The following is a 21,780-nucleotide window of genomic DNA, read 5'->3' as shown; positions in this document are numbered from 1 at the left end:
CGGATGCGGGCCGGATGCGGTCCTGCCTATCGGTGACCTGTTCGGCGACGGCCCGACAACATAAATTCGGACGCGACCGGCTGATTTCTTTTGTTGTCCTGTTTTCTGTAGTCCTTGCGCGCGTCGGCGGTCTCCGAAGGAGAGAGACGCCACGGCCGGACCACACGCGGAGGAACGAACGCAGATGACCGAGAAGCCCAGGAGTGGACCCGACGCGGGCGTGGTGACGGCCGCGTGCGCGGGTGACCGGCAGGCCCTGGATCACCTGCTGACGCAGTGCCTGCCGCTGGTCTACAACATCGTCGGCCGGGCCCTGAACGGTCACGCCGACGTCGATGACGTCGTACAGGAGACGCTGTTGCGCATGGTGCGGGGGCTGCCGAAGCTGCGGGATCCCGCCGCGTTCCGGTCGTGGCTGGTGGCGATCACGATCAGGCAGGTACGGGACCGTGAGCAGATACGGGCCGCCGACCGCGACCGCAGAGCGCACATCGAGGACGCCGAGGCGATCACCGACCCCGCGCTCGACTTCGCCGGACTGACCATCCTGCGGCTGGGGTTGACCGAGCAGCGCCGTGAAGTCGTCGAGGCCACACGCTGGTTGGACCCCGACGACCAGGAACTGCTGTCCCTGTGGTGGCTGGAGGAGACCGGCGAACTCGAACGGGCCGAACTCGCCGGTGCGTTGGGCCTCTCCGACCGGCACGCCTCCGTGCGCGTGCAGCGCATGAAGAAGCAGATGGAGGTCTCGCGGGTGGTGGTGCGGGCGCTGGCCGCCGCACCGCGCTGCGCGGAGCTGGACGAGACGGCCTCGACCTGGGACGGCACGCCAAGTGCCTTGTGGCGCAAGCGGTTTGCCCGTCACATCCGCGGGTGCGGGGTGTGCCAGGGGCTCGACGAGGGACTGCTTCCGATGGACCGGCTGCTGAGCGGACTTCCGCTGGTGGCCGTGCCCGCCGGGCTTGATCCGTCCCGGGTGCTGAACGCCGTTATGGGGAACGGCAGTTCGGCCTCGCCCGCCGAGCACTCCGCGGAGTCTGCGCACCGGGGTCCGCGTAGGCGGCACGGGCGCCGGTCGGGTCGTATGGGCAAGCAGGTCGTGGGTGGTTCGGCGGCGGTCGCCGTCGTGGTGGTGGCCGCGCTGGTCGCGCCCCGGCTCACCGGGGGCTCCTCTTCTACGACGGCTGCGGCATCGCCCGCTCCGGTGGCCAGCGTCACCCCGAGCCCCACGCCCACGCCCTCGGCCTCCCCGAGCACGTCGCCGAGCGCGTCCCCGAAGCCGAAGGCCAAGCCGAGCGCCTCGCCCTCGAAGCACATCGCCGCCGCGCCCGTACACATCGCCTCCGGTGCCAAGAAGGGCGTCGGGGTGTGGTCGTTCGGCGGGGTGAGTCAGGCGCTCGCCGCGAGCGGGGCGAACTGGTACTACACCTGGTCCACGCAGCACTCGGGGATCACGACACCCTCGTCGGGGTCGTTCGTGCCCATGATCTGGGGAGCGAAGTCCGTCACCGACTCCTCGCTGGCCCAGGCGCGGGAGTACGGGCCCTATCTGCTGGGGTTCAACGAACCGGACATGGCCCAGCAGTCGAACATGACCGTCGAGCAGGCGCTCCAGCTGTGGCCCCAGCTCATGGCGGCGGGCAAGATCCTGGGCAGCCCCGCGGTCGCCTACGGCGGTGACACGGCGGGCGGTTGGCTGGACCGTTTCATGTCGGGGGCGAAGACGAAGGGGTACCGGGTCGACTTCATCACGCTGCACTGGTACGGCGGCGACTTCCGCACCCCGCAGGCCGTCGAGCAGCTGAAGTCGTACCTGGCCGCGGTGTACGCGCGCTACCACAAGCCGATCTGGCTCACCGAGTACGCGCTGATCGACTTCTCCCAGGGCACCCGTTTCCCGTCCGCGCAGCAACAGGCCGATTTCGTCACCGCGTCCACGAAGGCGTTGGACGGGCTGCCGTACGTGCAGCGCTACGCGTGGTTCGGGCTGGGCGCCGATCCGTCGAAGCCGAGCAGCGGTCTCTTCACGGACGGTACGACGACCACGGCGGCGGGCCGGGCCTTCCAGTCCGCCGACTGATCCGGCCCGGCCGCCCCCGGAGTCAGGGGCTCACACCCCAGGTGATGCGGTAGCCGCACTCTCCCGAGCAGGTGAGCACGCTGGTCGCGTCGTCGTTGACGTAGGAGTAGGCGAAGGGTTCGGCCTTCTTGAACACGGCCGCCGAGTCGACGGGCCAGGACGAGGGGACGCACTGGGGGCGCGCCGCGTAGGCGCCGGTGCAGCATGTCTGGTCCGTCTTGAACACCAGGCAGGCGCTCAGGCAGGCCACGACCCGGCCGTCCCGGACGCGCTGGAGTCTGGCGGGGCAGGTCGCGTTGGCGTCCCGGGTGCACCCGGCGGCGGAGCAGCCGTTCGCGTCGATCTTGTCCTGGGACGAGCCGCCGTAACTGTTGATCCACATCGGCAGGTTGTTGCCCTCGACCAGGCTGACGTCGTAGAAGTCCATGCCGTTCCAGGCGTTCAGGTTGAACTCGGCCAGCGTGGAGGGGAATTCGCCCCAGGTCGAGCCGCACTGGAAACGGCCGCAGTCCCCGGTCGTGCAGTGGCCGGCGCCGGCCGCGTCGAAGGAGCAGCCGGTGCGTGCCCACACCCGGACGTCCCAGTGGTCGGGGACGGTGAAGCTGAGGCTGGCCCCGGGCTTCAGCACCCAGCCCGTCGCCTCCACAGGGTGTTTGGGGTCCGCGGCGATCGCGGGCCAGATCGTCTCGTCGAGGCGGTTGACGAGGGTGACGGTCCGCTTGCCGGCGGTCGCGGCCTTCGGCTGACCGGCCTCGCGGGACGGCGAGGCGCTCGCCCTGGACGGCTTTCGCGCGTCGGGGGTGGGCGAGGGGGAGGGCGTGGCGCGCGGTGATGACGTCGTCGTCGGCGACGGTCCGGGGAGGGCCGGGGTGCCGGCAACCGCCGTACCGTGCGCGGACGTTGGACCGGCGACCGTACGGTCTCCCGGCTGCGCGCGGGTCAGCAGGACGCCGGTGACCACGGCGAGGCAGGTCAGGAGGACCGCGGTGGCCACGCCTACCTGTCTGCGGACCGGGCGGGGCGCACGGCGGTGGCCCGCCATGGATCGTGCGCGCCCTTGTCGGCGGATGGACAACCGGCAACGAGGCATGTCTCAACACTCCTGTCCGTTCCCACGCTCCGCCGCGCGGTGATCCGGCCGGCGGAGTCTTCCGTAGTGGAGACCGGCGCAGGTCCTGCCGGACAACGGAAACGGGGACGGCAATACCTACCTCGCCGTGGCGGTGAGCAGTACTGGTCATAAGTCGATCAGAAGTTGGCAACCTGGCGACGAGTAATCCCCCGTACATTGCGGCAGCGGGGCCGAAAGATCATCTGATCGGCCCGGGGGTCCGGACATCCGCGACCCCGATACCCGCGATCCTGTTCAGAAATTGCTCTGGAGACTTACCGATGAAGATCGCCAAACGTCTCATCCTCACCACCGCGGCCGTCACCGCCGTGGTCGCCGGCACGCTCGTGAGCGCGACCGTCGGCCAGGCCGCCACCCCGCAGCCGCCCGTCCGCCTCGGCGTCACCGTGCCCGACGCGCTGAAGGTCCCGGACGGCAACAAGCTCACCGGCGTCTTCTCCGCCGCCGGCGTCCAGACCTACACCTGCACCAACAGCGCCTGGACGCTGCTGGAGCCGGCCGCCACCCTGTGGGCCAAGAACGACCGCGCCAAGCGTCCCGTCGCCCTGCACTCGCGCGGCCCGGTCTGGGTGTCCACGGTGGACGGCAGCGCGGTCAACGGCTCCGCGATCGCCAACTCGCCCAAGACGGGCGCCATCCCCGAGCTGCTGGTGAAGGCCACCGCCACCCGTGGCACCGGGACGTTCGCCGACGTGTCCTACGTCCAGCGCCTGGCCACCAGCGGTGGCGTCGCCCCGACCACGGCCTGCACCGGCACCAGCACGGACCAGGTCAGCGTGCAGTACACCGCCACGTACGCGTTCTACAAGCCCGCCAAGTAGTCCGGCGGGCGCGGTGACGGCAGCGGTCCCCCGTTGGCTCCCGGGGGCCGCTGCCGTCTGCTCGCCGGACTCTCAACTCCCTTGCGGAGGCTCCTGTTCGGCCCTGATCCGGCCGTGCGTCTCCCAGTCCCACACCGTCTCGCGCACCTCGTCCAGGGCGCGCGCCAGATGCCTGCGGTACGTGCTGAACGCTAGGTTGAGCTTCCGCGCCACGGCGTCCTGCGTGGACGTCGAGTGGTACGTCAGCGTCAGTACGTCGTGCAGATGCCGGGTGCGGGGATGGGCGTTCAGTCGCTGTACGGCCCTGCCGATCAGGTCGCGCAGCGCGGTCACCGGGTCGCCCTCGCTGAGTTCCTCCACCAGCCGCCCGCGCAGCAGCGGGTTGTCGGTGAGCCCGCCGGGGTCCAGCCAGCCACGCAGTGCCTCGCGGACGGCGGCGTCGGACTCCTCCCGACTCAGCGGTGTGACACGGGACTTGGGCTTCCCGGCGGTCGCGGCCGGTGCCCCGCCGAGCAGGCGTGCGTCGATGCCCTCGGCCCACTCCTCCGCCCGTGCCGCCCGCCAGTCGTGGCAGAACAGGCCGTACCCGCGATCGGCGTGGACGGCCCGGCGGGGCGGCTGGAACATGCCCAGATACGTCAACAGCGGTGCCCAGAACTTCGGTTCGGCGCTGACGAAGCAGGACCAGGCGCAGTGCTTGGCGCGCAGCACCTCGAAGACGATCCGCGTCCGCACCAGGTCCCACGACCGCGAGGGGCGGTGGTGGTGCTCCTCGTGCACCATGAACCGCGCCACACCCAGGTGTTCGCCCTGGCGCGGGGGAGTCATCGCGGAGACCAGCTCCCACGCCTCCGCCAGCACGGGATCCGCCGCCCGGGTCTCGTCGTCGAGCGTGTCGATCCTCAACCAGGCCATGAACCCGAGGAGTTGACCGGTGTCGCAGCGCCGGTGGACGTGGAACGCCTCGGGCTGACGTCTCAACCAGTACGCGACCGTACGGGCGTTGTGCTCGCCCTCGACCTTGCGGGTCAGTTCGATCAGTGCGGCGGCGTCCTCGGGGCGCATCGGCTGCTCGTGGACGTCGGGTTCGTCCCGGCCGCCCTGGAACTCCCTCAGCCACTGGGCCCGGGAGACTATGTGGTTGAACTCCCGTGCCGCGCGCAGGGCTTCCTTCTCCGGTGCCTCGCGGACGCGCTCCACGAGGTGGCGGCGGATCGTGCGGTGCATGGCCTTGTAGCGCTCGGGGTCGCGCCAGCGGAAGTCGCTGTCGAGGGCGTCGCGGACGACGTCGTAGGGGCACACCCCGAAGGGGCCCGACCTCATGAACGACAACTGCCGCAGCCAGGCGAAGAGTTCGGTGGCGTCCTCGCCGGGGAGTGCCACGCGCAGCAACTCCTCGGTGGTGTCCGCGACATGGCCGCACACCTCCAGTGCCCGCCGGTGTGCGGGGGAGGGCGGTCTGCCGACGATGTGGGTGAGCAGGCGGTCGACGACCGTGCGCAGCGGGGCCCAGAAGACCTCGTCCGTCGAGGAGTTGTCGTGGGTCGCCGCCTCCGCCACCAGGCGCAGGGCCAGCGGATGGCCCGCGGCGAACCGGAGGAGGGACGCGTGCAGTGCGGGGTCGGCGCCCCGCGAGGTGAGCAGCGCCGCCGAGTCCGCGGGCCCCAACTCCCTTAGCGGCACGACCTGGAGGACCTCGCTCCACGCGAGGTCCGCCTTCCAGAGGGGGTCGGGCGCGTGCCGTCCGGCGACGACGACCAGGGCTCCTGCGGGTAACCGCGGCAGGAAGCGGTCGCGTATCCACTCCTCCATGTCCCGGTAGCGCTCGAAGTCGTCCACCAGCAGGACAGCGTTGTCACGGGCGAAGACCTCGGCGGTCGCCTCCTCGAAGGCCGACGGCGAGAGCTCGACCGTACGCGCGTCGACGCCGACGACCGGCCGGTCCGCGGCGCGTGCCTCCGCGGCGAAGCGCTGCAGCAGCGCGCTCTTGCCCATGCCGCCCGGGCCGTGCAGCACGATGACCAGCGGGGCGCCGGGTTCACCTGCCAACGCCCGCCGGAACAGGGCGAGTTCCTCGCACCTGCCGACAAAGTTCTGCAGGCGGGCGGAGGCCAGCCGGTCGGCCAGCAGGCCGGCGGAATCGTCCTTCGCCATGCCGTTCCCCTCCCCGGAGTCGACCGCTTCGGGCCGCTGCGAAACCTACCCGTTCGGGCCGGGCCATGGAGCGGGGCCGGACCTTACGCCGGTCTTACGGACCGAGGGGCCGATCACCGGCCGGGCGTCGTAAACCTGGGAGGGGGCCGTCCGTGGAAACACCCGCCGACCCGCTTCTTTGTCCTATTCGTGCTCGTTGAGGAACGCAGAAGGGTCCGTAACCCTCCTTCTGTGTGAAGGAAACAGCACAGGCAAGGAAACCGGGGACTGAGTGGCATGGGTTTGACCAGCGAGACTACCGTTTATGTGGTGGCGGCCGTGGCTGCCGTCTGCGTGGCGCTGCTGGTCTGGGTGTGGCCGCGGCTCGCCAGTCCAGGCGTGCGGCACGTGCTCGGGCGGCTGGCAGCCATTGGAGTGACTCAGGTCACCATCATCGCGGCGTTCGCGTGCTGGCTGAACTCCTCGTACCAGTTCTTCGGATCGTGGGGCGAGCTGTTCGGCAACGTCGACACCGCCCCCGTCGGCGTGACCCAGGCCGCCGACCACAACGGCGACGGCACGGCCGCCGGTGTCTCCGTGAAGGGGGCGCTGGTGCAGCCCGCCGGTGACGAGCAGCTGAGCCGGGTCAGCGGACTGCCCACCGGCGATCCCGCGGTGAACGGCAAGGTGGAGTCCGTGAAGGTCATCGGCCGCCGTACGGGAGTGGTCGACCCGGCGTTCGTCTACCTGCCGCCGCAGTACTTCCAGAAGGCGTACGCGCGCCAGCGCTTCCCCGTCGTCGTCGCGCTCAGCGGCTACCCGGGCAGCATCTTCAACCTCGCGCAGTACCTGCGGGTCTCGCAGACCGCCGGGCAGCTGCAGAAGAGCGGGCAGATGCAGCCGACCATCATGGTGATGATCCGGCCGACGATCGCCCCGCCGCGCGACACCGAGTGCGTGAACGTCCCTGGCGGCCCGCAGACCGAGACCTTCCTCGCCAAGGACCTCCCGCAGGCCCTCAAGTCCGTCTACCGGGTGGGCCACGACGCCAGCGCCTGGGGCGTCATGGGCTACTCCTCCGGCGGCACCTGCGCCCTGCAGCTGACGATGCGCAACCCGCACGTGTACACCACGGCCGCCGCGCTCTCCCCCGACTACCGGATCAAGGACGACCCCACCACCGGCAACCTCTTCGGCAGCGGCCTCGGCCGGGTGAACCGGGTCAACGGACACGACCTGATGTGGCGGCTGAAGCACCTGCCCATCCCGCAGGTCTCCGTCCTGGTCGCCGACAGCAAGCACGGCGAGCGGGGCTATCCGCAGACCCTCGCCTTCATCAAGGCCGTCAAGGCACCCATGCGCGTCGCGTCGATCCTGCCCGAGTCCGGCAGCCACAACTTCCCCACCTGGGTACGGGAGATGCCCGCCTCCCTGAAGTGGATGAACCAGCAGCTCACCTTCCCCCAGGACGTCGTGCCCCGGCACGTCCCCAAGAAGAAGGGCAACAGCACCGTGCGGGCGGAGGCCACCGAGCCCAAGAAGCCGACCGCAGGGGCGCGCAAGTAACGCGCGGTGGGCCACCGCCCGTTACTCGTGCCCCAGCGTCCCGGGCAGTTCGCCCCGCCGCCGGATGCCCAACTTCCGGTAGGAACTGGTGAGATGGGTCTCCACCGTGCGGCGGGCCAGGTGCAGCAGATCGGCGATCTCGGTGTTCGTCCGGCCGTCGGCGGCCAGCTCGGCGATCCGCCGCTCACTGGTCGTGAGCGACCGCGAACCGGTACGGGCGGGCGCCGAGCGCCGCGCCCCGCTCTCGCCCAACGCCTCCTCCGCCAGGGCCCATTGACGCGTCGCCCCCAGCCGCTCGGCACGCTCCGCGGCCTCCCGCAGACAGGCCCGGGCCCGCCCCCGGTCCCCGGCCGCGGTCAGCCCACGGCCCCGCACGATCAGCGCCGACACGAACTCGGCCTCCGTGCCCACCGGTCCGTCCCGCAGCAGTCGTACGGCCTCCTCCGCGAGCTCCAGACCGCGTCGGCCGCCGGTCGCCGCGGCCAGGACGCGCAGTGAACGGCCCACCGCGCGGGGCGTGTTCCACACCCGGGCCAGCCGCAGCTCCTCCTCGGCCAGGGCGATGGCCTCCCGGGGGCGGGCGAGCGCGAGACGGCACTCGGCGGCCGCCGTGCGCCATGGAGTGACGACCGGGCTGAACACCTCACGGGCCGACTGCCGGCGCCCGCACTCCAGGAAGTCGTGCAGCGCGCCCGCCATGTCGCCGGTCGCGGCGCGCACCACTCCCCGCGCGTAGAGAAAGCGGTTCAACTCCCAGGATTCCGGCGCGGACCGCAGATCGAGACCGTCCGCGAGCCGCAGCGCCCGCGCCTCCTCGCCGGTCGCCACGAGCGAAAGCAGCACGTGGGCCTGCCGGTTGGAGGGGCCGGTGCGCGCCCGGTCGCGCGGGCACGGGTCCGCCAGCAGCCGCGCGTGCTCGCCGCGCGCGGCCAGGATGTCGGCCCGTACGTTGACCAGCGCCTCGTACATCGGGTGCAGCAGGTCGGGACGTTGGCCCACCAGGCCGCGCTCCACCAGCCGTTCGGCTTCCGGGAGTTCGTCGGCCCACTGGGCCACGGCGGCGGCCGTGCCGATCAGGAACGGCTCGGTCAGCGGATCGGCCGGCTGCGCGAGCAGCGCCCGCATCCGCCGCATCGCGTCCGCCGCCGAGATCAGCCCGGCCGTCGCCGCATGCCGTACGACCAGCGCGTGACCGGCCGTGCCGACCAGTTCCGGCGAGTGCTCGGCGGCGCCGCACAGCCACCGGTACACCTCCTTCCGCACCGTCTGGTCCTGCTCGGACAGCAGCACGGAGGCGGTCTGGAGGGTGCGGATCAGCTGCGGACGGTCCGTCAACTCGTCCTCCAGGGTGCGCAGTACGTCCACGGCGGCCAGGGTGCGGCCCCGGCCGGCCAGCGCCGTGCCGAGCGCGACCGCCGCGCGCACCGTGTCCTGCGGCGCCCCCGACAGCCGCAGCGCCTCGCTCAGGCGGGGGATGCCGGCCGAGGTCGTCTGGGCCTTGTACTCCAAGGAGCCCAGTTCGGTGAGGAGTTGCTGTCTGCGGGCGTCCGGGAGCGGCTCCTCCAGGACGCGGCGCAGGAAGGCGGCCGCGTCGGACGTGCGGCCGTCGCGCAGCGCGAGCGAGGCCGCGTCCTGGAGCGCGACCGCCGTCCAGGGCGCGCCCACCGGGTCGGACAGCAGCAACTGCCGGGCCACCGTGTCGGGGGAGACGCCGTGGCGCTGCATCGTCTCGGCCGCCGCCGCGTGCGCGGCCCGCCGCCGGGCCACGGGTACGCCGGTGAGCACCGCGTCGCGCAGGAGGGGATGCGCGTAGCGCGGACGCCCGTCGGGGTCGGGGCGCAGCACCCCGAGCCCGGTCATCGCGGTGAGCCAGCCGGCCACCCGCGCCGGGTCGGCGTCCGCCAACTCGGCGATCACCGCGGCCAGTTCGTCGATGGGACAGGTGTCATGGCCGCTCGGCAGCTCCTGCGGGGTGTGGCCGTCCCACCCCTCGTCCAACGCGGCCAGCGCCCGCGCGACCTCGCCGGTCGCCGGACCCGCGCTGTCCAGCCACCAGGACACGGCGGCCGGATACGCGCCCGGGTACAGCGCGGCGGACGACGTCGGCACACTCGCGTGCCGTCCGGCACCCAGGTCGTCGAGCAGGGCGCGCAGCAGCAGCGGGTTGCCCGCACCGGCCCGTACGCAGTCGTCCACCCACGGCGCGGGGGCGTCCGGGTGGGCCGAACTCACCAGCTCGGCGGCCGAGTTCGCGGTCAGGGGACCCAGCGTGAGGGTGCGGACCAGGGCGGGCGACAGGGTGTGGGTCAGGCCAGGCGCCGGCGGATCGACGTCGTACTGGCTGCGTTCCGTGACGACCAGCAGGATCCGTAATCGGTCGACGTGCCGGGCGGACTCGACCAGCCAGCGGTGCGAAGCCGGGTCGGCGAGGTGGACGTCGTCCACCGCGATCAGCAGCGGCGCCCGGTCGGCGTAGGAACGCAGCACCCGCCGGAACAGATCCGCGCTCGCCCGCTCGTCCCCGGCGAACTTCATGTCCCCGAACTCCGGTACCGGAGCCATCAGTTGCAGCACGGTGGCGTACGGCACCGCCTGGTCGCGGGGCGAACAGCGGGCCCGCAGCACCCGCATGCCGTGCGCCAGGGCGTCCGCCACGGCGTCCTCCAGCACGGTGGTACGGCCCGTCCCGGTGGCCCCGCGCAGCAGCACCAGCCGGCCGGCACCGGCCCGGGCCCATGCCGCCTCCGCCGCCAACAGCCGTGTCGCGTCCCGGTGTTCGGGCGGTATCGCGGACGCTCCGGCGTCAGACCTCGTCCTCGTCATCGCGGTCCCCCTCGTCTCCGTCGTACCCGTCGTGCCCGTCGCTTCCGCCGCCCGTGCCGCTCACTCGCCGTGGTCCGCCGTACGTCCGATCTCGTGGTGCTGCTCGTGGTGCTCCACGATTGCGCGCGCCCCACCCGCCCCGTGAGGGTGAGGAGTACACGGCCGCCACCAGCGCAACCGGGGTGGCACGTAGTTGGATGTGGATTCGAGGGAGAACGTTGCTCAGCTCATCGCGGCCCGCACACCCCGGTACCGCCGACTCCGCCGACCGGATACCCGTCGCGGTGCACGCCCCGGACCCGATCTCCCGCGAGGGAGCACTCAGCCAGTTGCGCAGATACCCGGAGATCGACCTCCGCGAGGAGAGCGACACCGGACCCGGCAGAGTGGCCCTGTTCATCGCCGACACCCTCGACGAGACCGCGCTCACCCGGCTGCGCCGACTGGTGCGCAGCGAGGGCGGGCGGGCCGTGCTCGTCGTCGGGGCGCTGCGCGAGGCCGAGTTGCTCGATGTGATCGAGTGCGGGGTCGGCGCGATCGTGTGGCGCGGGGAGGCGACCGCACAGCGTCTGGTGCAGGCCGTGGTCGCCGCGGCGCGCGGTGACGGCGACCTGCCGGCCGATCTGATCGGCCGGCTCGTCGAACAGGTGGGGACACTGCATCGCAGCGCGGCGGGCCGGTCCGGAGTCCATCCCTCGGGGCTCTCGCCGCGTGAGGTGGACGTCCTGCGGCTGGTCGCCGAGGGGCTGGACACCGGAGAGATTGCCAGCAAGCTCTCCTATTCCGAACGCACCGTCAAAAACGTCATGCACGGGCTGACCACACGCCTTCACCTGCGCAATCGGGCGCATGCCGTGGCGCATGCCCTTCGGGAAGGCTACATCTGACCGAACGGGCACTCGAAGGGGCACGTGCGGGCAGCGTGTCGTGCCCTGCCCCCGTCCCCAACGTGCTTGCCCGGACCGGAGGTTGGGACGGCACGATCGGGGGACGGCCGACAGGGCGTACCGGGCGCCGACGCGGACCGCGGGGCACGACAGCACGGCAGGGCGGGAGTTCGGCGGTGATCCACGAGGTGGACGAGGTTCTCAAGGACCTGATCGGCGGCGGCGCACTGGCCGGTTCGGGGATCGAGGTCTCCTTCGACGCCCCGACCCGCGACTGGGCCGCCCGCCGCAACACCCCTACGATCAACACCTACTTGTACGACATCCGGGAGGACGTGCACCGCCGTCAGCGCGGGCATGTCGCCGTGCGCGACGAGCGGGACGTGGTCGTCAAGCGCCGCCAGCCGCCGCGCTGGTTCCGGCTGTCGTACCTGGTGACGGCGTGGACGAAGCGGCCGCAGGACGAACACCGGTTGCTGTCCGCCGTGTTGTCGACCCTCATCCCGCGCGAGCTGCTCGCCCCCGACGAACTTCCTGGTTCGCTACGTCAGTTGGGCCTGTCCGTGCCGATCTCGGTGGCCGGCATCCAGACCGAGTCGCGCTCCCTCGCGGAGATCTGGTCCGCCCTCGGCGGCGAACTCAAGCCGTCCCTCGACCTCGTGGTCACCGCGCCCTTCCCGGCCTACCCCGAGTACGACGCCGGCCCGCCGGTCACCGAGGGTGCGGCGGTCCGCGTGAGCGGCCTCGACGGCACCGGGCCGGGCGTGGAGGAACGCGCGCACCGGCCGCGACAGGTGGCGGCGGTACGGGAGGCGCGGGAGGTCGCCCGGCGCAAGAGGGCGCCGGGGACGCCGGGGACGCCGACATGACGGTCACGGACGAGGCCGTCGCTTTCACCGCTGGGTCGGAGTCCGACGCCCTTCTCGCCCGGATCGGTCACCTCCGCGAGCGCGTCGCCCTGCTCGTCGACCGGCGCTCCGCCACCGACCCAACGGCCGGCGACCCGATGCGCGGCCTGTACCTCCCGGAGGAGGCGGTACGGCACCTGCTGCTGCGCTCGACCGAACCGGCCCCGCCGCCACCGGAGTTGGAACACGGCCCCGCCGACCGCTTCGCCGCCCTGCACCTGACCGACCTCGACACCGCCCTCCTCCTCGTCGCCCTCGCCCCCGACCTGGACCGCACCTTCGAGCCCCTCTACGGCTACCTCAACGACGACGTCGGCCGCCGCCGGGCCACCGTAGGACTCGCCCTCGACCTGTGCGGCGTACCGGCGCACCAGGCGGAGGGCAGGGCCCGGTTCCTCCCGACGGCCCCGCTGTCCACCCTCGGGCTGCTCACCGTGGAGGAACCCGAACGCCCCTTCCTCAGCCGCTCGTTGCGGGTGCCCGACCGGGTCGTGGCACACCTCCTCGGCGACGACACCCCCGACGCGACCCTCACCGGACACCTCCACCCGCTGCCGGTGCCGAGCGGGTCGTACGAGGGACAAGAGCCGGGTGGAGACGAGGAGTTCACTGTCTTCGTGGACCGGCTGGGCGCGCTGCTCGCCGAAGGCGCGCCCCTCACCGTGTATGTGAGGGAGCGTCATGAGGGTGACGGGCTCGTGTGCGTGGCGGCCGCGCTGCACGTGGCGGGGATGGGCGCCGTGCGCTACTCCGGGCCCGTGGAGCGGGTGCCGGAGCTGTTGTGCGAGGCCCGGCTGAGTGGTCGTACCGTCGTCGTGGGCGGGTTGTCCGATCAACCCGGCGCGCTGGTACGGGCGTTGACCGACGTCACCGATGTCTCCGTGTTGATCGCCGGGGCGCGGCCTTACGACCCGCAGTGGTGCGAGAGTGATCCGCTGATCCTGGAGGCGCCCCGGCAGCGGGCCGCGGCGGTGCGGGCCTGGACGGACGCCGTGGGCGAGCAGAGCGGGTTCGACGTGCGGGCCACCGTCGCGCCGTACCATCTCGGCGCCGACCGCATCGCGCGTGCGGCCCGGGCGGCACACGGTCTCGCCGCGTTCGACGGCACCGCGATGAGCGCCGCCCATCTGCGGCTCGCGGCGCGGCAGCAGTCGGCGTCGGGGCTGGAACAGCATGCCCGGCGGATCCGGCCCGCCGTCGACTGGCGGGACCTGGTGCTGCCCGAGCGGTCGCTGACCCAGCTGCACGAACTCGCCCTGCGCGCCCGTCATCGCGACCGGGTCCTCGGCGACTGGCGGCTCAGCGCGGGCGGCGGGCGGGGGCGTGGTGTGCTCGGCCTGTTCGCGGGGGAGTCCGGGACCGGCAAGACGCTGTCGGCGGAGGTCGTCGCGGCCGAACTCGGCCTGGATCTCTATGTCGTTCAGCTGTCGTCGATCGTCGACAAGTACGTCGGCGAGACGGAGAAGAACCTCGAACGGATCTTCACGGAGGCCGACCGCACCGACGCCGTGCTCCTCTTCGACGAGGCCGACGCCGTGTTCGGCAAGCGGTCCGAGGTGAAGGACTCGCACGACCGGTACGCGAACATGGAGAGTGCCTATCTGCTCCAACGCCTGGAGTCCTTCGACGGGATCGCGCTGCTCACCACCAACCTGCGCGCCAACATCGACGAGGCGTTCACCCGCCGGCTCGACCTGGTCGTCGACTTCCCGTTCCCGGACCCGGCGCAGCGGCTCGCGCTGTGGCGGCACGGGCTGACCCATGTGCCGAGCGTGCCCGGCCTCGAACTCGGGCCGCTGGCCGAGGAGTTCGAGCTGGCCGGCGGGTCCATCCGCAGTGCCGTCGTCACCGCCGCCTATCTCGCCGCCGGACGCGGGGACACGGTGTGTGCGGCAGACCTCCTCGAAGGGGCCCGCCGCGAATACCGCAAGGCGGGGCGGCTGGTGCCGGGAGAGGGCACCTGGTAGCGCCCCGCCGGTCACCGGATCACGCTGTCAGCTCGCCGGCACGGTCATCCTGATGGCCGCCAGCTGGGGGGTGTTGTCGACGGTGCCGGGGAAGCCGAGCGCGGGCCGCGGATCGGTGCAGGTCTGAGGGCCCCAGTCCCAGCCGGTGTTGCGGGAGAACCAGCAGAGCTTGCCGCTGCCGATGTTGATCGCGAAGCCCGTCATGTACGGGGCGTCCGACTTCACGCTCCCGATGTAGTTGTCCTTGCCGTCGGCGATGACGTCTGTCCACCCCGAGGGCTGGTACTGGCCCTTTCCGTCGGTCGACGCGGGGTTGTGGAGGAAGGCGTTGGCCCCCGAACCGCCGGTGCCGGAGACCGCGATGTTCACGGAAAGGATCTTCTCGTCGGTGACCGTGCCGGCCGTGGCACCGTCGCACTCCGGGGACTGCCAGCCGTCACCCTCGGCGTAGATCCGGTAGCAGATATGACGTCCGGCGTCCCGTGCGGCCAGCTTGTTCACCGCGGTCGCCGCCGTCGCGGGCTTCGGCTTGGCGGAAGGCTTGGAATCTCCCGAGCCGCCGCCCGACCCGCCACCCGCCGCGGCCGTCGAGGTCTCCGCCGCCGGGGCCGCGCTCGTCGCGACGGGCGACGGCGGGGGAGGAGCGGCGCTGAGCGTGGGGCTGGGCGCGAGCGTGCTGACGCCCGCGTCCTTGAGCTGCTCGGTGGCGGCGGTCCGCACCTGCGGCTTGTACGCGATCCACAGCATGAGGAAGGTGAGCGCGAGCGCGAGGACGGCCCCGAGGAAGGTGGCCAGCCAGCGCGGCAGGAACCCGCGCTGGAGGTAAGTCCCCTCCACGGGAAGGGGGTTGGCCCCGGACCTCAACACGCTGAGCGTGTACGGCCGTTGCTCCTTCGGCCCGAACCAGATGATCTTCCGCGGCTTCAGCGACGCCTTGACGAAGGCGGCCCGGCCCGGCTCGATCTGCACATTGCCCGGATGGATGTCGTACGACAGCTGGTCGCCGTTGTCGCTGCCGCTGATCGACGCCGTCAGCCTGGTGTTGCCCAGGTTGTCCACGGCGAGTTGGGGGCGGCCCCGGAAACGGCCCTTGACCGTCGGCGGCACCAGCTCCGCCCGCACCTCCGTGAACGGGGTGATGGTCAGATTGCCCTCGGGGACGGTGACCGCCTCCGGGTGCTCGGTCGGCGTAATACGTACGGCGTACGGGTTCGGGCCCGCCGTCGCGTCCGGGGTGCGCGGCGGCGTGAACGTCAGGTCGACCGTCCCCGTAGTACCCGGATAGAGCCGCAGCGTCTGCGGCTCCACAGCGGTCCAGGGCGCGATGCTCCCGACCGGCTCGAAGCGGTACTCGTCCACGACGTCGCCGGTGTTGCGCAGCCGCAGCCGCACGCGGGTACTGCCACCGGGATCGACGGTCGCGGACGCGGGCTCCAGGGAGGTCCACAGACTCATGGGCTGACGCTACGACGGATGGTGAGGGCGCGTCAGGAGCCGCCGGGGCAAGAGCAGTTGCCCAAAAGGGCCGCCCGCCAAACCCGCCACTGCCCCCGCGGCGACGGCATGCACCGAGATGAGACCGCCCCGAGGAGGATACGGCGCGGCGGGCTGCCCGCGTACGGTGCCGCGGACTGCCCCTGAGGGCAAGGAAGTTGCCCCAAGGCAGGCACTCGGGGACGTTTCGGCGGCGGGGTCGCGCGCGTGACGCTTGAGGGCATCCTGTCTCGTACCCCGAGGAGAGCAGAGCATGCCGTCCTATCTGTCGCCCGGCGTCTACGTCGAGGAGGTGGCCAGCGGCTCCCGCCCGATCGAGGGAGTGGGCACCTCGGTGGCGGCCTTCGTGGGCCTGGCCCCGACCGGTCCGCTGAACGAGCCGACCCTGGTGACCAACTGGACGCAGTACGTGGCTGCCTTCGGTGAGTTCACCGACGGGTACTACCTCGCCCACTCCGTCTACGGCTTCTTCAACAACGGCGGTTCGGCCGCCTACGTCGTCCGCGTCGGCGGCACCGCCGAGGGCACCTCCGCCGAGTCCAACTCCCCGTCCGCCGTGACGGGTTCGGCCGCTCCGGCCGCGCTGCCGCCCGGCGAGCCTGCCCAGCTCGGCACCTTCGCCGTGACCGCTCTGGCGCCCGGTGACCTGAGCGTCGAGGTCGCCGACGCCGAGGGCGAAGGCCCCGCCGAACGCTTCCGGCTGGTCGTCAAGGACGCCGGCAAGGACGTCGAGAGCTTCGACGTGACCACCAAGAAGGGCGGCCGCAACTACGTCGTCACCCAGGTCAAGGAGCGCTCCAAGCTCATCGCGGTGACCGAGGCCGCGCCCGCCGCGCAGCTGGCCCGCCCGGAGAACCAGACGGTCGCCCTCGCCGCGCCCGCCGCCGCCCCGGCCGCACCCGCCGTACCCGGCAAGGGAAATGACACCGCGTCACATCCCGGCCCGGCCACCTACCTCGGCGACTCCTCCGACCGCACGGGCTTCGGTGGCCTGGAGGCCGTGGACGAGATCTCCATGGTCGCGGTGCCCGACCTGATGGCCGCCTACCAGCGCGGCGCGATCGACCTGGAGGCCGTCAAGGCGGTCCAGTTGGGCCTGATCGCGCACTGCGAGCTGATGGGCGACCGGGTCGCGGTCATCGACCCGCCGCCGAGTCTGAACGCCCGTCAGATCCGCGTCTGGCGGCAGGAGACGGCCGGCTACGACTCCAAGTACGCGGCCCTGTACTACCCGTGGATCAAGACCTTCGACCCGTCCAGCGGACAGTCCCGGCTGATCCCGCCCAGCGGCCACATCGCCGGCGTCTGGGCCCGCAACGACTCCGAGCGCGGTGTGCACAAGGCGCCCGCCAACGAGGTCGTACGCGGCGCGGTCGACCTGGAGACCCAAATCACGCGCGGCGAGCAGGACTTGCTCAACCCGATCGGCGTCAACTGCATCCGCGCCTTCCCGGGCCGGGGCATCCGCGTCTGGGGCGCCCGCACCATGTCCTCCGACCCGGCCTGGCGCTACCTGAACATCCGCCGGTACTTCAACTACCTGGAGGAGTCGATCCTGATCGGCACCCAGTGGGTGGTGTTCGAGCCGAACGACCACGCCCTGTGGGCGCGGATCCGGCGCAACATCTCGGCGTTCCTGGTCAACGAGTGGCGCAGCGGTGCCCTGTTCGGCCAGCGGCCGGAGGAGGCGTACTACGTCAAGTGCGACGAGGAGACCAACCCGCCGGAGTCCGTCGACGTCGGCCGGGTCGTCTGCGAGATCGGCATCGCGCCGGTCAAGCCGGCCGAGTTCGTGATCTTCCGGCTGGCTCAGTTCTCCAGCGGCAGCGGGGAGTTGGAGGAGTAGTCCCCCACTCTCATCCGTCAGCAGTCAGCCGCCGTAACGCCAGAAGGAACGCGAATTCATGAGTCTCCAGCCGGGTGACGCCCTCACCTCACACAATTTCGGCCTGCAGATCGACGGCGTGATGGTCGAGTACCTCGCGGAGGTCAGCGGCCTCAGCATCGAGCAGGACGTCATCACGTACCAGCAGAACACCCCCAACGGCCAGAACGTCGTCAAGAACCTGCCGGGCGTGAAGAAGAACGGCACCTGCACGGTGATCCGGGGCATGACCCAGTCGGCCTCGTTCACCCAGTGGATCAACGAGTCCATCTCCGGCCAGATGACCACCGCGCGCAAGAACGCGTCGATCATCATGATGGACTTCCAGAACAACCCGGTGAAGCGCTACCACCTGCGCAACGCCTGGTGCAGCAAGATCGACGCGAGCACGGTGAAGGCGGGCGAGGCCGCCGCGCTCACCGAGTCCGTGACCATCGTGTTCGAAGAACTGGTCATCGAATAATGAGGCGTTCGGCGGCCGCGGGAGCAACTACGGCTGTGGCTGCGCCGGGTGCGGAGGCGCCGGCGGGGGTGGGTGCCGGTCCGGTAGCGACCCCGGCGTCGGCTCCGGCCGCCGCGGCGCCCGCTCCGGCCGTACGGCAGACGCTGCGGACAGAGTTCCCCTTCCAGCTGCCGCGCGGTTACGTCGACGAGTCCGGCACGGTCCACCAGGACGGTGTGATGCGACTGGCCACCGCACGCGACGAGTTGGTGCCGCTGCGGGACGTCCGCGTGCAGGAGAACCCGGCGTATCTGTCGGTCGTGCTGCTCGGCCGGGTGATCACGCGGCTTGGCAGCGTCCCCATGGTCCACGACGGGATCGTGGAGAACATGTTCGCCTCCGACCTCGCCTTCCTCCAGGACTTCTACCGCCAGATCAACGCGGAAGGCCACACCCGCGCGGCAGTTCAGTGCCCGCACTGCGCGGAGCCCTTCGAGGTGGAGCTCGGCGGGAGCCGCCTGGGGGAATCGTGACGTACGCGACCGACCGGCTGCACGAGGAGATCGCGTACGTCGCCTACCACTTCCACTGGAGCCTGGAGGACATCCTGGACCTCGAACACCCCGACCGCCGCCGCTACTTGGGCGAGATCGCGTCCCTGGTGACGCGGTCCGGGGCGGAGGGCTGAGCGGTGGGGTTCTTGGACCGGTTGCGGGGGCGGGCGGAAAGGTCTGTCGCCGGTGGGGGCGTCAACTCCGGGGTGGGTGCGGGAGTTGGCGAGGTTCCGGGTGTCGCTGAGGTGGGTGGCTCCGCAGGTCCGGTGAGTTCTGGTGCTACGGCTACGGCTACGGCTACGGCTACGGCTACGGCTGCGGTGGCCTTGGCCGCGTGGCCGGGGTTGCCGCCGATTCAGCGGGCCTCTGCCGTCGGAGGTACCGGAGTTGCCGACGCCGGGTTCGGTGCGCGTCTGCCGACGTGGCAGAACCCGTCGTTCACGGGGGCGGGGTTCCGTGCGGTGCTGGACGCTGAGCGGAGTGCCCGGATCGCGGGTTCCTCGCTGACTGTGGGGCCGGCGCGGGCGGTACCGAGTCTGGGGCTGCCTGCGGGTGAACTTCCTTTGGCTGGGCGGTCTTTGGTGGCGCAGCCGGGGCCGGTGGTGCCGTTGCGGGCGAGTGCGGGGCTTGCGGAGCTTGCGGGGCCTGTGGTGCAGCGGGCCGTGCGGGCTGTGCCTCTTGCGTCGAGGGAGGCTGTGGGTGTGCGTAGTACCGCTTCGGCTCCCGTGGTGGGTTCGGGCGGGACGGTGGGGTCGGCTTCCGGTATTCGGGTGACTGCGGTGTCGTCGTCGGAGCAACTCCGGCCGAGGACCGGGTCGTTGACGAGGTCGAGTGCGGCTGCGGTGCAGCGGCGGTTGGTTGGTCAGCGGAACTCGGCGGTTGTGGGCGACAGTTCGGGTGGCGAGTCCCCGTCCGCGTCAACTGGCGCGGGGCGAGGGGAAGATGAGCCGGGTGGTGACTCGCCTGTCCCACCTGCCCTCCCGGCGCCCGGTGACGTTGTGGAGCAACTGGGTGGTGTTGCAGGCGTAGTTCGCGGTGCGGGTCGGAATGTTTCCGGGAGCGGGGCGGACAGCGTGCAGCGTGCGGTCACCATGCCGGGTGCGGCGGCCGCTGCTTCGACGGCTCCGAAGTCCACGATGGCCTCGATGCCGATGCCGACGCAGAACTCCGCAGCGCCGTCAGCCGAGTTGCCGCCCTCCACGCCCGTCGCTCCGGCGCAGCCGACGGCCCCGAACACCTCCCGCGCACCGATGCCCGTACAACGTGCCGCGAGTGCTCCTGCCCCACGCGATGGGGATACCACCCAGCCCCAGGTCCAACCTCAGCCCCACGCCCCGGCAGTTGCGGCAGAACCGACGGACTCCGCCCGCACCCGGACCAGCAATCCAACTCCCGGACCTACGCCCCCTCCCGCACCCCAGATCCAACGCAGCGCAGCCCGTCGCCCGCCTCGCATCCCCCTCGGCGCCCCGCTCACCACGCGCCCGAACGAGACCCGGCAGTCCTCAACACCCGTACCGCCGATGCCTAGTTCGGCAACTCACCCCGAGCAGGGAAACACCCCGAACGCCCCTGCCCGGCAAGGCGATTCGCCCACTGTTCCGGCGCCCACGCCCTCCCCGGCAGCAGGTTCACCAGCACCCGCCCCCGACTCTCCGGCTCCCGTGACGCCCACTCCCGTCCGGCGCCGTTCACCTCTCGGGGCGCCGGTCACCGTCACGCCTGCGGACGCGAGGCCACTCACCGGTTCGCCGTTGCCGTCGGCCAGCACTGGGCTTCGTACGGAACCGGGTTCAAGGCCGACGGCGGGACTCGGGCCGACGATCCAACGAAGCGTCGCCCCCAACACGTCCGCGCCGCCCCCGGCCACGGCTCCCTCAGCCACCACACACCAGCCCGCCACATACCCGACGACCGCACATCCGCTTGCCGCGCCCCCAACCACCGTGTACGGGCCGACCGTAGCCCCGGCCAACCCGGCAGCCCCGGTGCCCCAGGGGCCGGGACCGGCAGTCCATCGAAGCGTGACCGCGAGTGCGCCTGTACCGGCCGAGCAGGTTCCCTCGGCCAATTCGGCGCCTCTGGTGACACCGGGTCCGGCGCCGACGATTCAGCGAAGCGTCGCCGCGAGCGTGCCTGTGGCACCTGTGGCACCTGTGCCGGCCGCGCAGGCCCCCTTGGCCCCGGGTCCCCTACCGGCAGCGTCCGCGACCACGGCAGCCCCGGCGAACCTGGCGGCTCCCATGGCACCGGGACTGGGGCCGGCGGTCCAGCGAAGCGTCGCCGCGAGTGCGTCTGCGCCGGCCGAGCAGGTCCCCTCGGCCACGGGCCCCGCACCCGCCATGCCCCCAACTACCGCAGCTCCGTCGGCACCGGGTCAGGGCCCGACGATTCAGCGAAGCGTCGCGCCCAGCGCGCCAGCACCGGGGCCAACACCGGCCCCGCAGGCTTCCTCGGCCCCCGCCCCCTCACCCGCCACACCCCCGACCACCGCAGCCCGGACGACCGCAGCCCAGGCCGCGAGCCCATCTCCGGCTGCGCTTCCGCCCTCGGGTGGTCCCCGGACTCCGGCTGTACCTGAACCCTCGGCCGCGACCCCGTCCCGGGCCGGGCTCTCACCCTCAGCCGCGACGCCGTCCCCGACCGTGCCCCCGCCCCCGGCCGGGCTCTCACCCTCGGCCGTGCCCCCGCCCTCAACCACGGCTCCGCCCAGCCCCACGCGGCAGACCCCGCCCAGCCTGACCACCCCCGCCCCGCCCTCTCCCCGTACGCCCTCCCACACCGCGCCCTCCCACACCACCTCCCCGTTCACCGCACTCCGCCCCACGCCCCAGGCCCCCACCACACCAGCGCCCTCAAACCCTTCACTCCGCACACCATCCCCGGCGCGACACACCGCACCCCCATCGCCCTTCACCCCCGTGCAACGTCACCGCCGCACGACACCCGACAGCCCCACCACACCCGTAGTACCCGGCACTCCCGCAGCCTCCAGCACCCCCGGAACACCGGGCACCCCCGCAATACCCAGGATCACCACCCTCCCCAGGACCGCAGCCCTCCCCGGCACCCCTGGATCCCCCGGCAC

General features: G+C 71.8%; 14 protein-coding genes. 10 read left to right on the top strand and 4 right to left on the bottom strand.

Annotation, left to right across the window (positions count from 1 at the left end; translation table 11 throughout):
- Positions 1 to 184: 184 nt before the first annotated feature.
- Positions 185 to 2,080, top strand: coding sequence for a sigma-70 family RNA polymerase sigma factor (locus OO69_RS35395; protein WP_033285001.1), 1,896 nt, complete (start codon positions 185 to 187; stop codon positions 2,078 to 2,080).
- Between the two features lie 22 nt (positions 2,081 to 2,102).
- Here OO69_RS35395 and OO69_RS35390 read toward each other — a convergent pair whose 3' ends face one another.
- On the bottom strand, positions 2,103 to 3,074 hold the full coding sequence (locus OO69_RS35390) for a thaumatin family protein (protein ID WP_051801424.1): 972 nt from the start codon (positions 3,072 to 3,074) through the stop codon (positions 2,103 to 2,105).
- A gap of 398 nt (positions 3,075 to 3,472) precedes the next feature.
- On the opposite strand from OO69_RS35390, the gene OO69_RS35385 reads away from it, so the two are divergent.
- Positions 3,473 to 4,033, top strand: coding sequence for a DUF3455 domain-containing protein (locus OO69_RS35385; protein WP_033285000.1), 561 nt, complete (start codon positions 3,473 to 3,475; stop codon positions 4,031 to 4,033).
- A gap of 72 nt (positions 4,034 to 4,105) precedes the next feature.
- On the opposite strand, the gene OO69_RS35380 is transcribed toward OO69_RS35385, so the two are convergent.
- Positions 4,106 to 6,187, bottom strand: a complete 2,082-nt coding sequence (locus OO69_RS35380; protein ID WP_033284999.1) for an AAA family ATPase — start codon at positions 6,185 to 6,187, stop codon at positions 4,106 to 4,108.
- Positions 6,188 to 6,463: 276 nt separating this feature from the next.
- Here OO69_RS35380 and OO69_RS35375 point away from each other — a divergent pair, with 276 nt between their 5' ends.
- Entirely contained in the window at positions 6,464 to 7,732 is a 1,269-nt protein-coding gene (locus OO69_RS35375; protein WP_033284998.1) for an alpha/beta hydrolase, read from the top strand.
- A 21-nt stretch (positions 7,733 to 7,753) separates the two neighbouring features.
- Here OO69_RS35375 and OO69_RS35370 read toward each other — a convergent pair whose 3' ends face one another.
- The gene (locus OO69_RS35370) at positions 7,754 to 10,555 is read right to left on the bottom strand and encodes a LuxR C-terminal-related transcriptional regulator (protein ID WP_234444612.1); all 2,802 of its coding nucleotides are present in this window, start codon (positions 10,553 to 10,555) and stop codon (positions 7,754 to 7,756) included.
- A gap of 218 nt (positions 10,556 to 10,773) precedes the next feature.
- Here OO69_RS35370 and OO69_RS35365 point away from each other — a divergent pair, with 218 nt between their 5' ends.
- The 3 genes from OO69_RS35365 to OO69_RS35355 all read left to right on the top strand — a co-directional run bounded on the left by OO69_RS35365 (position 10,774) and on the right by OO69_RS35355 (position 14,317).
- Positions 10,774 to 11,442: a helix-turn-helix transcriptional regulator gene (locus tag OO69_RS35365; protein ID WP_033284997.1), complete on the top strand. Its 669-nt coding sequence runs from the start codon at positions 10,774 to 10,776 to the stop codon at positions 11,440 to 11,442.
- A gap of 176 nt (positions 11,443 to 11,618) precedes the next feature.
- Positions 11,619 to 12,311, top strand: a complete 693-nt coding sequence (locus OO69_RS35360; RefSeq protein ID WP_033284996.1) for a DUF4255 domain-containing protein — start codon at positions 11,619 to 11,621, stop codon at positions 12,309 to 12,311.
- Positions 12,308 to 14,317: an ATP-binding protein gene (locus tag OO69_RS35355; protein WP_033284995.1), complete on the top strand. Its 2,010-nt coding sequence runs from the start codon at positions 12,308 to 12,310 to the stop codon at positions 14,315 to 14,317. The genes OO69_RS35360 and OO69_RS35355 overlap by 4 nt, the downstream gene beginning before the upstream one ends.
- Positions 14,318 to 14,344: 27 nt before the next feature.
- Here the strand turns inward: OO69_RS35355 and OO69_RS35350 are convergent, their stop codons facing one another.
- On the bottom strand, positions 14,345 to 15,772 hold the full coding sequence (locus OO69_RS35350; RefSeq protein ID WP_033284994.1) for a hydrolase: 1,428 nt from the start codon (positions 15,770 to 15,772) through the stop codon (positions 14,345 to 14,347).
- Positions 15,773 to 16,064: 292 nt separating this feature from the next.
- On the opposite strand from OO69_RS35350, the gene OO69_RS35345 reads away from it, so the two are divergent.
- Genes OO69_RS35345 through OO69_RS52620 form a run of 4 tightly spaced genes read left to right on the top strand, consistent with a single transcriptional unit; the run spans position 16,065 to position 18,826 of the window.
- A complete protein-coding gene (locus tag OO69_RS35345; RefSeq protein WP_033284993.1) occupies positions 16,065 to 17,657 on the top strand; it encodes a phage tail sheath subtilisin-like domain-containing protein in 1,593 nt (530 codons plus the stop codon).
- Between the two features lie 58 nt (positions 17,658 to 17,715).
- A complete protein-coding gene (locus tag OO69_RS35340) occupies positions 17,716 to 18,159 on the top strand; it encodes a phage tail protein (RefSeq protein ID WP_019063375.1) in 444 nt (147 codons plus the stop codon).
- On the top strand, positions 18,159 to 18,671 hold the full coding sequence (locus OO69_RS35335; protein ID WP_033284992.1) for a hypothetical protein: 513 nt from the start codon (positions 18,159 to 18,161) through the stop codon (positions 18,669 to 18,671). Before OO69_RS35340 ends, OO69_RS35335 begins: the two co-directional genes overlap by 1 nt.
- Positions 18,668 to 18,826, top strand: a complete 159-nt coding sequence (locus tag OO69_RS52620) for a DUF6760 family protein (RefSeq protein ID WP_199811089.1) — start codon at positions 18,668 to 18,670, stop codon at positions 18,824 to 18,826. Before OO69_RS35335 ends, OO69_RS52620 begins: the two co-directional genes overlap by 4 nt.
- Positions 18,827 to 21,780: the final 2,954 nt, after the last annotated feature.

It is taken from the genome of Streptomyces sp. NRRL F-525 (assembly GCF_000716605.1).
Lineage (GTDB): Bacteria > Actinomycetota > Actinomycetes > Streptomycetales > Streptomycetaceae > Streptomyces.
The sequence above is the reverse complement of the archived record's forward strand: the minus strand, read 5'-3'. Positions and strand labels throughout refer to the sequence as shown.